The following is a 14,036-nucleotide window of genomic DNA, read 5'->3' as shown; positions in this document are numbered from 1 at the left end:
ATGTCCAAAGCACAATCAAAGCGCTCCGGTACCGAGGATCTGTCCGTCCACGAGGACGGCGTGATGATGGTACTTAAGCAGAAACCCGCGGCCCTGAAGAGCCTCGCGCTCCCTGCCGACGCGCAGGTCGCCATCGTTTCCAAAAGCGTGACCGCACTGCAGAAGGTGCGTGAGCAGAACAAGCAACTAACGGGGCAAGCATTCCGGTTCTTCTCCGAGGCGGCGAAGAAAACCGCTGTCGTCAACAAGGACGCATTCGCGCCCGATGCCCGCGCGCTCGCCGTCCTTGAGGGCGTCCGCATTGCGCAGGAGGATCTTCGGCGATCCGGCGGCGCGTATGATCTGGACCAGGTCAGAACGCTCCTGCGGGGAATCTCCCGGCAGGCCGTCGACAAGCGCGTGCAGGAAGGTAGCCTCCTTGCGGTACCGGGTCCCAGCAACCACCGGAGCTTTCCGACGCTTCAGTTCAACGTCGACGGCACCGTCGTCGAAGGTCTCAAGTCCGTCCAGGAGGCGCTGCCGACCAACAACCCTTGGACAGTTCTGAACTTCCTGGCCCAGCCTGACGACCGGTTGGGTGGCCGCAAGCCGATCGACCTGCTGAGGGAGGGCAAGGTTGAACTTGTGGTCGAGGCCGCCCGGCGCATGGCTCAGCAAGGCGCGTGACCGCTCCGCTGCCGCCGGACGATCTCGATCGCCGCCGTCCCCGCCGGGTCCGGCTGCGGGCGGGTACGGTCGTTCACCGGTTCTACACCGCCGGGTACGATCCGATCTTCTTCGACACCTCGCGTCTCGGCCGGCTGAACGCACCCGACGGGAGCTATGGCGTCCTCTATGCGGCCCGGGAGCCTTTTGGCGCCTTCGCAGAGACGTTCCTCCGCGTGCCGGGACGGACCCTGCTCGATCCCCGCCTGCTCAGTCGCAAGGCCTATGCTCGCCTCGAGATCACATCAGATCTTTCGCTGGCCAGACTGGCCGGCCCCTCGCTCGCCATTCTCGGTGCGACCGCCGAGGTGGTGCATGGCGGACTGCCTTACGACGTGCCGCAGGCCTGGTCTAAGGCGCTTTTCAGCCATCCGCTCAATCCCGACGGCATCGCCTATTACGCCCGCCACGACGACGAAGGTCTCTGCTATGCGCTGTTCGATCGCGCACGCAGCTCGGTCAGAGAAATCGATCGACAGACTGACCTCGATCAGGACTGGTTCTGGCGCCTTGCGCAGCGGTACAGGGTCGGGCTTGCACCCGGCTAGCCCCGTCGAAGTCGGGAGGCTCTGGACTAGCGTCCGATGCCGCGCCTCATTCCGATCGACCAGGAAATGCCCTCTCCGCCGACGCTGCCGCTGACGAGTTGGCCACGCGCGCGCTCCAGAACCGGCCGCCAGGGCACCAGGACGAATTCGCGCGACTGCTCGATCAGCGCGTACCGCCCGCTACTGAGCGTGAGCATCCGCTTGTAGACGCCGCTGAGGCTGTCGCCGGCCCTGACGTTGCGATATTCGAGCCCCGTGCGAGCGGAAATGTCCGCCGCCGTTTTCGCCAGCTCGCGCTCTTCAAGGATATGCAGCATGTTCCGCGCATAGCGCGCCCACCCTCCTTCTTCTCGCGCCAGCCCCTGTTCGATCAGCCACTGCCGTCTCGCCCGCAATGCCGTCTCGACCTCCGCGCCGAAACCGGTTGGCGCGAGCCCATCGGATTCCCTTGCGAGGAGCTTCCGGTCGAGCCAGGTCGCACCGACTGCATGCGGCAGCTCTTCGAGCCTTTGCCAAGACAACACCGCAACGCGCAACGGATTGCGCGAGCGCTCGAGTTCCTCATACCGAAAAGCCCGATCGAGATAGTCCTGGCCGACCTTCCAGCCGCCATCGGCAAGGCGGCTGACCGTCCCTTGCCGACGCATCGCCTCCAGTCGCCGGACATGGGTTCCGATATATTCGGCCGATGCTTGCGGATCCAGCTCCCGGTGCAGGCGCTCGCTGTAAGAGCCGTCATTGGCCGCGGCCACTTCGGCGATCGTTCGATCCACCGGGCGCAGCTCCGCCGAACGCGGCCTAAGCTCCAGAATCGTGTTCCGCGCGGGCAGCTCTTCGTTGGCGCCGAGAGCACCGACCTCGGCATAGTGCGTCAGCCCGTCGACCCCATCGATCACCACATAGCGGCGTTCCGTCAGCTCGTCCGCAAACCCTTCGCCAACGACCCGCCCGATCAGGCGCCGGCCCGCGCTCCGCGGATCGAAGATCGCATAGCTGGCTGCCGCCCGCGAGATGCCCGCCGCACGCAGTTCGCGATGCATGGTCTTGATGATGTCGCCGCGCTCGCCCATCCGCCGGAGCTTCAATTCGAGCTCCCCGTCAAGGCGCCAGCGGCCGGGATTGTCTTCCTCCGCCAATCCCATCCGCTCGAGCGTCCGCAGCCGGCCCATGCGCATCGTGTGCCAAACCGGATCCCGCGCGGCCTGTGCAAGCTCAAGGACACCATCACGGGCGTCGCGCAGGATAGCCCGGTCAATCCGCGTGAACCGCTCGGCCGTGACCTCCTGCTGAAGCTTGCGCGCGGTCTCGATCTCGGTCTCAGGGCCGAGCTCGCGGGTGACGAGGTCGGAGGCCCGCGTCCGAAGGCCGTGGGCGATATAGTCCCGTGCAATCACGAGGTCATGCCCCGCGTCATCTTTGCCGCGGAGCACGACATGGCTATGCGGATGCCCCGTGTTGAAATGATCCGCCGCGACCCAGTCGAGCCTGGTGCCGAGGTCACTCTCCATCTGCCGCATCAGGTCACGGATAAAGGGTTTCAGGTCAGGGAGTTCAGCGCTGTCCTCCGGTGCCACGATGAAGCGAAACTGGTGGCGGTCGCCGGCGCTTCGTTCAGTGAACGCCTTGCCGTCGGCGCGATCGTTGGCTGCATCATAGAGTTCGCCAGGTTCACCTGCTCGCGTCACGCCGTCGCGTTGCACATAGCGCAGATGCGCGCGGACGGCGCCTGTGTCGCCGGCCTTGATGCGCACGATCCGTGCCTTGACCACGACCCGGCGCTGCCCCTTGTTCCGGCCTCGGTCGGCGAGCACCGCACCTTGCGCGTATCCGCGGCCGATCCGGCCGCCCGAGAAGTTCGACGCGTGATGAGCCGCGCGACCGGCGCGTTCCGCGGCCTGCCGAACACGTCGAAGATATCCGGCCGGCCTTCTGGCCTTGCGGTTGCCGATGCGGCCGAGCTTCGGTTCGAGTTCGTCGTCATCGATGCCATGCATGACACGGGCTCCCCCTTGAGAAGACCGCGGATATGTGAAGCCAAAGATCCCTCGCCAAGTCGCAGACGCAAACGACGAGCACTGGCATCGCCTTGAAGCCCGATTGGCGACATCCAGTTGCGTCGTATCGCCAACTCCTTGATGTGCAGACAAGGACTTGGAGCTCGTCGAACGCCAGTGCTTTAATCTTGCCTCACGCCACACCTGCTCCGTCCTCAGCCCTGCTGTCTCTCACTTTGCTCAAGTCGCCACGGGTCCGAAGGTGCAAGTGACACGAGGGATTTGACTTCAGCAATCGGCTGACCAGCAATTCGGGCTCTGAGAGCAATCGCGCGCAGGGCGCGGCCGGTGTTCGAACTGGCGAGACAGCGCGCACCGGGATCGAAAATCGGAGCCTGAAGCGACATGGAATTCCGGGAAATCAGCGCAGAACGCCGCGCACGAAATCCGTCCGGCTGATCGTATTTGGCTGGCGGCAAAGCCCTCTTCTGAACGTGAAAATACTGCTCTGCCCTTCCCAAGGCGGCGCAAGAAACGCAAAAAAGCCCCGCCTCCGAGGAGGCGGGGCTGATGATCCGTCTGGGTCAGTCGCCGTTGCGGCGCGACCAGATGAGGGTGAAGCCCTCGTCGCCTTCGACCTTCACCAGCGAGGCGTAGATCGGGGCCGGGAAGCTCGGATCGTCGAGCTTGACCAAGAGATATTCGCGCCCGCTTTCGCGGGCGGTCTTCTTCCAGGCGGCGCCGAACTCGGTTGCGCCTGCGAAGATCCGGTAGTCGGGAGCCTTGTCGTTGTCCTTCTCGGATACGACGAGCTTTGCCTTGATGTTGAGCGTCAGCGTCTTGATCGAGCCGGTGTAGCCGTTGTCCGAAGCGGTGAAAGTACCGATGGTCGCCATGATAATCTCCGTCTGTTTTGCTCGGGCCGCGCTCATCGCAGCCTCGATAGCGATCCCTTGCCCGGGGAGCGATCGGCCCGCAGCCTTAAAGGCCCGCAGCGCCAGCGGAGGACGGCGATAAGCCTGCTTTTTTGTCCTTCGCGAGGAATGCCGCGGCTTGGCGGCAGGGGAAAAAAGCAGGCGCAGCCGTTGCGGGAAGGCGATCGAGGCCCTTGCCGTCCCCCGGGCTTGATCAGCCCAATCGAGACTGCGTTGGACGCGAGCTCATGACGGAACTGACGGAGATGACCATGGCAACCGCCACCCGCGCAGCACCAGAAGACGGCCGGATCGGCCGAAGACAAGCCGATGTCTGCGCATCAATCGCCGGGAGGACGCAGCCGAACCAACGCAAGGGGAACCCAGCCACATTCTCGCGGGAATGAACCGGCAGCACCGCCAGAATATCCGTCAGATCGCGCTCTCGAAGCGCGGCATCATGAGACGATCGAAGCGTCCGGCCTCGCCGCGTGGCTATGCAACTGGAGGCGTGACACAGCCTCCCTGGGCTGCAGCAGTCGGCGTTGATCGGACGGATCGCGCCCCTGATCGGAGGATGGGCTTACGTTGGGAGTCGCCGCTTTGTATCCATGAAATCGGCCGCGCTCCATCGGGCGCGCGGTTCTTGGAGCCTACCCGAGCCGGTCACGTGGTCCCTGCGGTTCTGCTCCGCAGCCTGCGAACGTGGTTCGCTGTCCTGCGTCTCGCCTTGGAGCGCGATCGGCGCCATCTGGCTGAATCACGAGGCGCCGCTCGTAGTGATCGGCCAGCTGCAACAGACGCTTCCTGATGACAGGATCAGCCTGTTCGGCGAGCGCCCGCACAGTCCGCGCTCTCTCTTTGCAAAAGTCGTCGTCCATGGCGTCCCGCTGAAGTCAGCAGGATAGTGCCAATTAGGCAGGATCAAATGTGACGTAGATCATATTGCCCTGGATTTTCCACGCAGTTCACGTGCATTTGGGAAGTAGTCGTCACACAACGAACGCGACGCCGACCCAATCGCCTTTACGCCAAACGACATTGCACGAGTAGGTCCTGCTGGGCGGAACGATAAGCGTGAATTGTTCGGGAAGTGAGGATGGCGGATCTTCTGCCCTGAGCGCTGCGCCACTCTCTGTGATATCGCGCACGACACAGCATAATGACAGGTCACCAAACCTGATCAACGCATTGTCTAGCGATGGATTACGCACGGACTTTCGCCTGTCCGGAAGAGCATTCATGTCCATGTCCATCAATAACCAATGCAAATAAGATCGATGCTGTGCGAGTAATGCTTCACGCTGTACGCCGACTGGATCGACCTTTCCCGCGACGGCGCCGCGGCCCGTTGCGCCGGTGCCCGCGCGGAGGATCAGACAATTTCAGCGCATTCCTTACGGCGGGCTCGCTCGTTGGCGGATCGTCGACTGGGCGAAGCGGCGACCTTCGAACAGCGACCGCCGTTTGAAGCGCGGCGAGGAATTGCCGTCCCTCTTCCGTGATCTCCCAACCCTCCGCATCGCGAACCACAAATTTGGCCGAGAAGATATTCAGGTCAGGCGCATGTTCGGCCAATCGCTTCATGCGATCAGTCCAGTCTTTACCGCTGTTCATCAGTATTTCCACCGCGTGCCGAACTTCGGCAACGGAGGCTCGCCCGGCGGGCTGGCCGGCCAGCACTTTCAGGACGGTCAGCTGGAAGGACAACTTCCACGTCTCCGGTCAGGCTGAGTGCAAAGTCTCGACCAGAGAGGTTAACCTCCGATTACTCTGAACAAGACTGGCTAATTCGAGTAGCTAGGTGCCGGATTTAACCTCGCCGCTCGATGTCAAGCTCAGCCGGCGAGTTCGATGGCTTCGATTTCGACAAACGATCAGAGATTGGATAACCGCATTTTGCGGTCCATCCGATCCACCATGGCGAAGCGTTCAACAAGACGATCGGCGCGAGATCTCTTTGGAAGAGCCTGGCTGGACGCCGCCGATCGTGCCAGGCCAAAGAAACGGAGGCAGGGCGCGCGCTCCGTCGGAACGCGCACCGTTACCCGCCACTCAAACGTCCGGCTTCCACGTCCAGAGCGGACGAGCGACGCCGAGAATATCGCAGCGCAGGACCGGCCCGAAATACCTGGAATCGAACGAGAGAGGATGCGGCTGCAGCAGAAAATACTCCCCGTCGACGAGCCGCATGCAGCCCTCCCAGGACGGCAACGGCCGGCCTGCATGGTCCTTCTCCTGCACTTCGGCAATGACCTTGCCACCCATCGAAATCGCGTCCGTCGGGTCCTTTGTGCGGCAGACCTCATCGCCCCGGAGCGCAACCACCTGCTTGAGCAGCGGCACCGCCTGAGGCGCGATCTCGTGCGCCACGATCAGAAGCTCGATCGAAGGCGGCGGCCTCAGCACCGCAAGCTCGCCCCTCACCGGCAAGCGCTGCTCGAGCGCGTAGAAGCCGAGCGGCGCGCTGCCCGAGGCGTTGTAGATCAGAAGCGGCGCGCGGTCGGCAAAGGCCATGCACAGCGTGACGATGCCGCCGCACATGACTACGAGGATCGCGGCCCTTCTGAAACGACGGCGTGGATCAATCCGCATCTGAGGTCGACCTCCGCTTGCTGGCCTGCGAGAATTCGACGAGGTCCTCGATGTGATAGCGGACGTAGCGGCCGTGCTTTCGGTAAGCCGGTCCGCGCCCCTGCACGCGCATTTTCTCCAGCGTGTTCTTGGTGAGCCTGAGCCAGGCGGCCGCCTCCGCCGTATTCAGGAACGGCTTGTCAGGCTGCTTGTCTTCCATTTTCGTCATGTTGTCCGGCACTCCTTCTCGCGAGAGCCCGCGCAACGCGCAGGATGCGAGAAGAAGCGTCGTCAGATCGCGCGGGAATCCGAGTGGCGAAGATCAGCGAGCGCGGTTTGCCACCCCGTGCGGGCAGGTCTCGTCCAGCGTGAGGCAGGCCGCCCGCTCAGCCGAGCAGATCGCGGTATCCGCCCCTCATCAGCTCGGTGCCCTTGGCGACCAGGCGCCGTGTCCGGTCTTTGAGAAACTGGCTCGGCCCCTGCCATTCATCGGCAACCATTTTCGCACCGAAGATCGTGGTCGCGATCTGCCGATAGGTCTTGCCGTTCAGGCTTTCGTCCAGCGCAAGTAGCGCCTGGCGCAGCCGCTCGTCGGCGCCAAAGGATGATGTTTCGGGCGGCGCCGTCTCTTTGACCATGAAGCGTTGCAAGCGCTTCAAGAGTTCGGTCTGGGCCGCAAGCTCCGACAGTCTTTCGAGCTCGAACACCGGCCGGAACCTGCGGGTAAGAACCGTGAGATCATGGAGCTCAACCGCGACGTGGACACCCCTGCCCTTCAACAGCACGAGCGGCCGGCCGTCGGCGTCGATGACCGCATGGCGCTCGACCTTGAAGTCGGCGAGCACGTTCGGCGGTTCCTCGTCGCCCTCGCGCGCCGGCAACGCCTTGAGCCGCGCCACGCGTTTCAACGCGCGCGCATGCCACAGCACCGGCGCATCGCGCGCGGCGACCGCAGGGTCCGAGAAGGCCAGCAGCCCCCATTTTTCGGCCTGCGGGAACCGGCGCGGCAGCCGCAGCAATTGCGTGCCGTCGGTCAGCGCGAGGCACGGAAGACGACGCGGGACCGAGCGCCGCCAGTCCGCGGCATAGTCGGCGTTACGCCGCAGGAACTCCCACGCCCAGTCGGCGGCGTCGAAGCAGGCCTGACCGGAAGCCGCTTCGCCGGCGTCGCGCCGAGCTCGCCTGTGATGCGACATATTCAAGAGAGCCCACCACGCCTTGAGGTTGCGCTTATGATCGTTCCGGCCGATTGGGGCAAGAGCACGGCTCCCGGGCCTTGGCATGCGGAACGCGGGGCGTGCTCGACGGGCCTGCGGCTCGTCGGCAAATCGGCGCGCCATCTCGCCGGCAAGGGAATATGAAAACATCTGCGGAGCAAGAGCAGCACGCGGGCATCGCTGCTCGGTCCGCAACGCCAGGCTACGCGTTAACCCAACGTGGTATCAATCTTGCTAGTTTCAGATTAGCTTGATGGTGCGTGCGCAGATTCACGGCGTTCGCATATTCGTCGAGCCAACCAAACCAAGAGGACGACATGGCCAAGAAAGCGAAGAAGGCGAAGAAGACGGCGAAGGCGACCAAGAAGGTCGCCAAGAAGACCAAGAAGATGAAGAAGTAAGCGCGCGGTTTTCCGCGCGCCCAGGCCGCCGCGGCATCGCCGGTCGCGCCGATCATGGCGATGAGGCGACCGGATGCATCGCAAGATGCTCTTGCGAGGCTGCGGCGACGATCAGGCCGGCCCCATGTGCACACGGCTCGAGCAGCCAATGGATTGATGCACATGGGTCCGGTTTCTTTGCTCTGGCGGTCCTTTTGCAGCGACTGCCGTTCGCGGCGGTCCCGCCGATCAGCTCCTGGACGCCTCGCCTTATCGCTGTCCGCCCGTCCCTTCGGCGGAGCAATCATTTGGCTGGCCCCCGGCGCCGATACATTGGCGGTAGCGCCAGGGCTCGACAAATCGTCCGCTCCACATGCCGCTTTGTTTGCCGCGCGCCCAGGCTTCGGCCGCAGCGTAGTCACCCTTGCTGTAGCGCGGCCAGTCGACCGCAAGCCCGCCGCGCACCAGCCACTCCGCAAGGTCGACCTTGCCGGCGCTACAGACCGCGACCGAGCGCCCGTACCGGTCGCGGTCGACCTCGACGCAGGCCACGGCCTGCCGGCCGATGAAGGCATCCAGTGCGTTTGCGGCCACCTGCCCGCAGCGATAGCGGCCGCCGTGCCGGTCGCTGCAGAGCTGGTCGTGCTCCGGCGCGTCGATCCCATAGAGACGCACGCGCGTGCCATGGATTTCGATGGTGTCGCCATCGATCACGCTTGCCTGGCCGGCGACGTCGCCGGCGCGCGCCTGGTCGGCCGGTGCCCCGGCGATCACAAGCAATGCGAATGCGCGGCCCGCAAGCCGTCGCCATCCCGAAATCCGGTCCAACCGCACCGCGACGAATTCCGGCGGCATGCCCTGCCCTGACGTGATCCTTTGGGATAGCCGATCCATATGTCCGGTCCGCCCCCTAAGGCGTCCCGACCGTCAGCGAGGAAACGACCCGCACCAGCATCACCAGCGTCGCGGTCAATGTCGCCCCTCCGACCACACACTGCGCAACGCACCGCTTCACCATGGCACCGCCGTCAACAAAGATGCTGAATGCATTTGGCATGGGCCGGCTCCGTCCAGTTCCTTCCGTGGATCGAGCCGGACTCATAGCCTGAGTCGCAGAGCCTGCGCTGCAAGCTTATTTCCTGCAGCGTTATGGTTTGATTCACGACTCGGGGCTCCCGACAAGCGACAGAGCCCACGGCGGCCGAACCGGCAGGCCCGGTTGCATCTGAGCAAACTCTTAGCGCTCTCCGAGCTGGGCCCGTGGGGTCTTCGCGGGATGCCATCTAGTCCGCGCAGCTGCTCGCCGCAATGACCGCGATGAACCTCGGGCGCCACCGTTCGATCGACCCGCGCGTCAATTGCGCCATCTGTAAGTGGACGCGCTCAAGACGGTCCGCATTCCGGACTGGCGAGAAGCTGCCGCACCTTCTGTATTGCGCTCGGACAACCAAGGCACGCCGCCCATTCAAGCATGGTCTGGCGAATCGTCGTTGCCGGAATTCCGTGCAGCGCCAAGCGATCGAGAGCATGCAGGTGCTCCTGTTCGCGGCGGAAGAGGGAGAGATCCGCAAGCACTCGCACCTCGTAACCAAGCCTCGTGCCCTCGAGCGCGGCGATCAGGACGTCCTCCTCCAGCCACGCTCCGGCAACCAAGACCAGGCTCGTGTCTGCGGATGTCAGGCTCGCCATGAAACTGTCGCTGCGCCAGAGCTCCAGAGGATCCGCCTCGGGTAGCGCAGCAAGACCGCGAAACTGGCTGGCCCATGGCGGTTCGTGCTCACCGAGCACGTTAGCCGTGACCCCAAAAACCTCGAACACCGCCGGCAGGAGCGCCATGCTCTCCTGCCGAGCATCAGCGCGTTCAACCGATAGGGTCCCGGGCATGTTACGCCCGGGATTGATCAGGACCAGACGACTTTGCCGCGGATCTGCCAGCATCGTTTTGACTTGAGAAATGGACCGAATGACCGATAGAGAGCGGAAAGGTGTCGGAGTCAGGCGGCAGCGAGAGGCAGCGGCTCGTCCCGAAGCACAGGGCCTTCGACAGCTGCATGTCGGTACATCGCGGCTAGCGCAGCATCGGAATTCCGCAGGAAGCCCGCCAGAGCCATGGTTTGGCCGATCCGCTGCGCTGGTGCGATCCGCTCCAGCGGCCATCCGGCGCGCCTGAGAATGCGCTCCATGCGTACGTCGGTAACAGTTGCGATCGCATCCGCTCGGGCGGCCCGCATGCCCTCGATCATAGCCGCAAACAGCAAGAACGTCGTGCGATTGAGCCCGCCCTCCGTCGCCTCGGGAGCGCGGGCGGTATCGACGCAAAACCGGGAGCTTTCGAGGATCTGCTCGCTTCGTGGTGCCGGCTGGCCTGCGAGCAGGGATGAAAACGTGTCGGTCAACATGGTGGGCCCCGTGGTTGGTAGCAGCCGAACGGATGCCACGACGTCCCGGGTCTCTGTCGTAATCAACAGATAGGTCGGGTTGAGCGCGTCATAGACGTCGATTTCGAACTCGCCCGATACCGACACTGTCCAATCGAGGCGGTCCTTGAACACGCGCCGGCGCAGGCGAAACATTGCGGCAAGCAGATCGAGATGATGCCCGAACTGATGATGGCGGAGAGCAACGACTTGCATGAGGACCTCCTGGTTGAGAACAGGAAGTCACAAAGCCAGAGGCGAACGGATCGCGCGCCTGTCGAATCTTGCAGGTGTGAAGCCGATACAGGCGAAGCTAGATCCACTCTTATCAAGAATGAGCCAATTTCAGCAATCGAAGATGCCCTTCCTCAAGTGAGGAAGAGACTCGATTTATTGTGGGTCGTGATCCCGACCGCGCGCAGTGAATCAGGGCAATAGCCCCCGGCGCAGCGCTTCGCCGACGCATTGGGCGATCGTTGCGGCGTCCAGCTTGCGCCGAGCGTTCTCGAGATGGAACACCACCGTACGCGGTGAGATCTGAACGAGGACGGCGATATCCGCGACAGTCTTGCCCCGGGCGACCCAGGCAAGACATTGACGCTCGCGCTGGGTAAGAGTGGTGGTGCCTTGCGTCGGCATTCTCAGACGCGCGGCTGCGTGGGCATGAAAATAAAGCCCAACAAGGTGAACAGCGGTCTTGGAACCGGCGACAAGCCGGCTCGTTGAGGCGGCAGGCTCGTCAGTGGCCAACGTGAACGCCGCCATCCGTCCGTAGCCGCCCTTAATCGGGACTGTGACGCCAGACCTGATGCCAAACGTCATGGCCTCTTCGAAGAAACTACGCTGTTGCTTTGTCCCGACAGGTTTGGGTGCACCGTCACCCCAGCAGAAAACTTCATTTTCCGAACGAGCTCGACGCACAACGGGATCAAGTCTCTGATAGCCAAGTTCGAAGTATCGCCCGGTCCATGCCTTCGGATAGGAGGAGACGAGCGTTGGCGCGTCGTTGGTAATTTGCAGATAGGCGAACCATCGAAATCCAAGCCGCTGGGTCAGGCGTCTTGCGACCTTTTCGAACCCCTGCTCGTCGTCTACCGTCCAGATAGCATCGACGAACTCCTGAAATAAACGATCGACCGCTGTCATCATTGAGCCATCGGCCCGGTCAGGTCCCCAGCTGAAACACGAGACACGCCATCGGCAGGCGGCAAGCGGCCTTCGCCATCGCGCAACGCCGGCCGCCAGGCGATCGCCCCACTCAACTCCACGTCAGGGCTGCGTCAATGGTTTCCGCAGCCCGGCCTGGCCATACGGTGCCGACGTTTTCCATTGATTGGATCCCGAGATCTGGCGATCCAATCAATGGCATCAAATGACGCGCCACTACATGTTTACGAGGAGAGAAGCGAGAACGTTGAATGAGGGTCCCTCGGTCTTGAAATACGCGAGACTTGGGTGATCGGTGTAGCCTACCCCAATCGTACCCCAGAGACCGGGCATGAGATGCGCGGTATAGGTCGCCGTGACTGAATTGGAGGTTCGGGCGGCAAACACTCCGGTAAGCCCCGAGAACCGGTTGGTTGCGTCCGATAGATAGTGGCTCACAACGTTGCGAGCGGCGACGAGGGAAAACATGTCGGTCGGACGGTTGTCAAATGGGCCAATCCAGTACGCCCGCCCCTCATAGTATTGGGAAATACCGGTCGCTTCGGGCGGTGCGTACATGACCGATATGCCGGCATACAGGCCGCGAGCGGCGGCTAATGGTGACGAGTGGTCCTGCTGCCACAATTGTCGATCGGCCAGAAAGGTCACGCCGAAGTTGCCGTCGCGCGTTGCGCCCGGATTTGCCGGTAGGTGCGAAAAATCGCGGAAGGTTGAAGTGTTGTAGAGAAGGTCGAGCCGCAGCCATGTCTGGGGATTGCCCGGGCTTGCCGGCTGTTTGTAGCCGAGCTCATCGATGAAGAGCTCCCTGGTGCCCTTTGGTCCATTCCAGTTGATGCCTGCCGGGTTCGTCAGCGCTTCATCAAAGATGACGTTCCCGGTGACGCTATTTATCGGCAGGCTGCGTTGCACAGCAGCTTGATTATAAATCTTATCCGTGACGTGCCAGGTTGTCCTGAAACTCGGGGTCGGACTAATCGACATACCCAGCTGGATGGGGATCGAGCCACTGGGCCCGAACGTACTGGCAAGATTCGAACCAACGAAGGTGCCGATAAACTCCGTCGTGTTGGTCACATAGCCGAACTTGATTTCCAGCTTTTTGTCGAGGAACGTTTGATACCAGGCGAGCTGATAGAGCTGGAGAGAATTTGGCAGGTACCCCACATCGTTGCCCGCGCTGTACAGCCCCGCCACCATCAATTGTCCGTCGGGAACACCCCAGCGGCTCATATCGTAGGTAAGCCAAGCGATCGTTTCATTGATATAGCTGGGACGTTGACCGAAATAGGTCTGGTTGCCCGCGCAGATCGCGCCGGTTGCTTGAGAATAGCGTGACGTGCAAGGCGGATAATTGCTCGGCACCTGCCGCGGTGTATCCAGCATATTGGCTTCAAAGACCGCGATGTTATAAGCTTGGAAACCAAAGCCCGCTGAGGCCAATGCGGAGCGCCAGCCGCCTTCATCACGCAGAAGCGAATCGCCGTAGGAAGGGAACGGAATATTCCAGCCCTTGACTCCATAGCGCCTATTGAGTTCGGTAAGATCCTTACGACCGCGCGCAGTCGCTTCAACCATCTTCCGATCATTGCCGTCCGCGGACGACGCAACTTTTTGCCGCAATGCGCGCTTTCGATTATCGGCAGACATTTTCCCGACTGGAACCGCGCGTGCGTTCTGTCCCTTAGTGATGATCTCGCCAGGCTTCGCCTTGTGCTCGACAAGATCTGCCCGAGCAGGCGCGTCACTCACAGCGAGAGCAACGAGACTCAACGAGCCCAGACAAAGTGCTCGATACCGGCGCAGATGCAGTTGATCCCGGTTTGGCGGCGCTATAGTTTGATCACCGGAAACTGCTAGACGTTGATTCATTCCATCCTCCCTCTGATAAGTATTTTTCGTTGCTTCTTGCAGACACCTCAAAATTGTTGCCGCACCTATCGTGAGAACCCAGGCTGGCTCGCGCTGAGATCTCACAAAACGGCGCAGCTCTCCTCGCCGACGGAACTACCGTCGGAGAGGTGGCTCTTCGCGTTGGTGGCGGGTTGGAGCGTTGCAGCCCAAGAGATAGGCGCGTTCGCCAACGATCAAGACGTGCTGCTGATCATGTGCCCCGGTGCTTC

Annotated in this window: 16 protein-coding genes; 2 read left to right on the top strand and 14 right to left on the bottom strand. The window is 62.5% G+C overall.

Annotated features, from left to right (window positions below):
• Together IF803_RS07640 and IF803_RS07635 are read left to right on the top strand one after the other, a co-directional pair.
• Entirely contained in the window at nt 1-666 is a 666-nt protein-coding gene (locus tag IF803_RS07640) for a hypothetical protein (RefSeq protein WP_028343942.1), read from the top strand.
• Nucleotides 663-1,253: an RES family NAD+ phosphorylase gene (locus tag IF803_RS07635; protein WP_028343941.1), complete on the top strand. Its 591-nt coding sequence runs from the start codon at nt 663-665 to the stop codon at nt 1,251-1,253. The genes IF803_RS07640 and IF803_RS07635 overlap by 4 nt, the downstream gene beginning before the upstream one ends.
• A 26-nt stretch (nt 1,254-1,279) precedes the next feature.
• On the opposite strand, the gene rlxS is transcribed toward IF803_RS07635, so the two are convergent.
• The 14 genes from rlxS to IF803_RS07565 form a co-directional block, all read right to left on the bottom strand.
• The gene (rlxS, locus tag IF803_RS07630) at nt 1,280-3,247 is read right to left on the bottom strand and encodes a relaxase/mobilization nuclease RlxS (RefSeq protein ID WP_155258739.1); all 1,968 of its coding nucleotides are present in this window, start codon (nt 3,245-3,247) and stop codon (nt 1,280-1,282) included.
• 584 nt (nt 3,248-3,831) lie between these two features.
• On the bottom strand, nt 3,832-4,143 hold the full coding sequence (locus tag IF803_RS07625; RefSeq protein ID WP_028343939.1) for a DUF736 domain-containing protein: 312 nt from the start codon (nt 4,141-4,143) through the stop codon (nt 3,832-3,834).
• Nucleotides 4,144-5,153: 1,010 nt separating this feature from the next.
• Entirely contained in the window at nt 5,154-5,405 is a 252-nt protein-coding gene (locus IF803_RS07620) for a PilZ domain-containing protein (protein ID WP_196238232.1), read from the bottom strand.
• 55 nt (nt 5,406-5,460) lie between these two features.
• Nucleotides 5,461-5,871, bottom strand: a complete 411-nt coding sequence (locus tag IF803_RS07615; protein WP_155258738.1) for a hypothetical protein — start codon at nt 5,869-5,871, stop codon at nt 5,461-5,463.
• A gap of 345 nt (nt 5,872-6,216) precedes the next feature.
• Entirely contained in the window at nt 6,217-6,756 is a 540-nt protein-coding gene (locus IF803_RS07610; protein WP_051448108.1) for a S26 family signal peptidase, read from the bottom strand.
• Nucleotides 6,746-6,964, bottom strand: a complete 219-nt coding sequence (locus IF803_RS07605) for a helix-turn-helix domain-containing protein (protein WP_035633119.1) — start codon at nt 6,962-6,964, stop codon at nt 6,746-6,748. Before IF803_RS07605 ends, IF803_RS07610 begins: the two co-directional genes overlap by 11 nt.
• Before the next feature lie 157 nt (nt 6,965-7,121).
• Nucleotides 7,122-7,931: a DUF2285 domain-containing protein gene (locus tag IF803_RS07600; protein ID WP_028343936.1), complete on the bottom strand. Its 810-nt coding sequence runs from the start codon at nt 7,929-7,931 to the stop codon at nt 7,122-7,124.
• A gap of 223 nt (nt 7,932-8,154) precedes the next feature.
• A complete protein-coding gene (locus tag IF803_RS07595; RefSeq protein ID WP_210162024.1) occupies nt 8,155-8,409 on the bottom strand; it encodes a hypothetical protein in 255 nt (84 codons plus the stop codon).
• A gap of 193 nt (nt 8,410-8,602) precedes the next feature.
• The gene (locus IF803_RS07590; RefSeq protein WP_245288880.1) at nt 8,603-9,226 is read right to left on the bottom strand and encodes a thermonuclease family protein; all 624 of its coding nucleotides are present in this window, start codon (nt 9,224-9,226) and stop codon (nt 8,603-8,605) included.
• Nucleotides 9,227-9,242: 16 nt separating this feature from the next.
• Nucleotides 9,243-9,389, bottom strand: coding sequence for a hypothetical protein (locus tag IF803_RS07585; RefSeq protein WP_155258737.1), 147 nt, complete (start codon nt 9,387-9,389; stop codon nt 9,243-9,245).
• 326 nt (nt 9,390-9,715) lie between these two features.
• Nucleotides 9,716-10,168, bottom strand: coding sequence for a cysteine hydrolase family protein (locus tag IF803_RS07580; RefSeq protein ID WP_461191778.1), 453 nt, complete (start codon nt 10,166-10,168; stop codon nt 9,716-9,718).
• Nucleotides 10,169-10,326: 158 nt separating this feature from the next.
• Nucleotides 10,327-10,905, bottom strand: coding sequence for an acyl-homoserine-lactone synthase (locus tag IF803_RS07575; protein ID WP_461191777.1), 579 nt, complete (start codon nt 10,903-10,905; stop codon nt 10,327-10,329).
• Between the two features lie 270 nt (nt 10,906-11,175).
• Nucleotides 11,176-11,898, bottom strand: coding sequence for an autoinducer binding domain-containing protein (locus tag IF803_RS07570; RefSeq protein WP_461191776.1), 723 nt, complete (start codon nt 11,896-11,898; stop codon nt 11,176-11,178).
• Nucleotides 11,899-12,132: 234 nt separating this feature from the next.
• Nucleotides 12,133-13,785, bottom strand: coding sequence for a carbohydrate porin (locus IF803_RS07565; protein WP_080686934.1), 1,653 nt, complete (start codon nt 13,783-13,785; stop codon nt 12,133-12,135).
• Nucleotides 13,786-14,036 lie beyond the last annotated feature (251 nt).

This window comes from Bradyrhizobium sp. UFLA06-06 (assembly GCF_054820065.1).
The sequence above is the reverse complement of the archived record's forward strand: the minus strand, read 5'-3'. Positions and strand labels throughout refer to the sequence as shown.

What these genes read in the sequence shown, in the direction of transcription:
- IF803_RS07590 (WP_245288880.1), bottom strand. Translation starts at nt 9,226, where the DNA reads ATGGATCGGCTATCCCAAAGGATCACGTCAGGGCAGGGCATGCCGCCG.
- IF803_RS07565 (WP_080686934.1), bottom strand. Translation starts at nt 13,785, where the DNA reads ATGAATCAACGTCTAGCAGTTTCCGGTGATCAAACTATAGCGCCGCCA.
- IF803_RS07575 (WP_461191777.1), bottom strand. Translation starts at nt 10,905, where the DNA reads ATGTTTCGCCTGCGCCGGCGCGTGTTCAAGGACCGCCTCGATTGGACA.
- IF803_RS07640 (WP_028343942.1), top strand. Translation starts at nt 1, where the DNA reads ATGTCCAAAGCACAATCAAAGCGCTCCGGTACCGAGGATCTGTCCGTC.
- IF803_RS07620 (WP_196238232.1), bottom strand. Translation starts at nt 5,405, where the DNA reads ATGAATGCTCTTCCGGACAGGCGAAAGTCCGTGCGTAATCCATCGCTA.
- IF803_RS07570 (WP_461191776.1), bottom strand. Translation starts at nt 11,898, where the DNA reads ATGATGACAGCGGTCGATCGTTTATTTCAGGAGTTCGTCGATGCTATC.
- IF803_RS07600 (WP_028343936.1), bottom strand. Translation starts at nt 7,931, where the DNA reads ATGTCGCATCACAGGCGAGCTCGGCGCGACGCCGGCGAAGCGGCTTCC.
- IF803_RS07610 (WP_051448108.1), bottom strand. Translation starts at nt 6,756, where the DNA reads ATGCGGATTGATCCACGCCGTCGTTTCAGAAGGGCCGCGATCCTCGTA.
- rlxS (WP_155258739.1), bottom strand. Translation starts at nt 3,247, where the DNA reads ATGCATGGCATCGATGACGACGAACTCGAACCGAAGCTCGGCCGCATC.
- IF803_RS07595 (WP_210162024.1), bottom strand. Translation starts at nt 8,409, where the DNA reads ATGATCGGCGCGACCGGCGATGCCGCGGCGGCCTGGGCGCGCGGAAAA.
- IF803_RS07585 (WP_155258737.1), bottom strand. Translation starts at nt 9,389, where the DNA reads ATGCCAAATGCATTCAGCATCTTTGTTGACGGCGGTGCCATGGTGAAG.
- IF803_RS07605 (WP_035633119.1), bottom strand. Translation starts at nt 6,964, where the DNA reads ATGACGAAAATGGAAGACAAGCAGCCTGACAAGCCGTTCCTGAATACG.
- IF803_RS07625 (WP_028343939.1), bottom strand. Translation starts at nt 4,143, where the DNA reads ATGGCGACCATCGGTACTTTCACCGCTTCGGACAACGGCTACACCGGC.
- IF803_RS07580 (WP_461191778.1), bottom strand. Translation starts at nt 10,168, where the DNA reads ATGGCGCTCCTGCCGGCGGTGTTCGAGGTTTTTGGGGTCACGGCTAAC.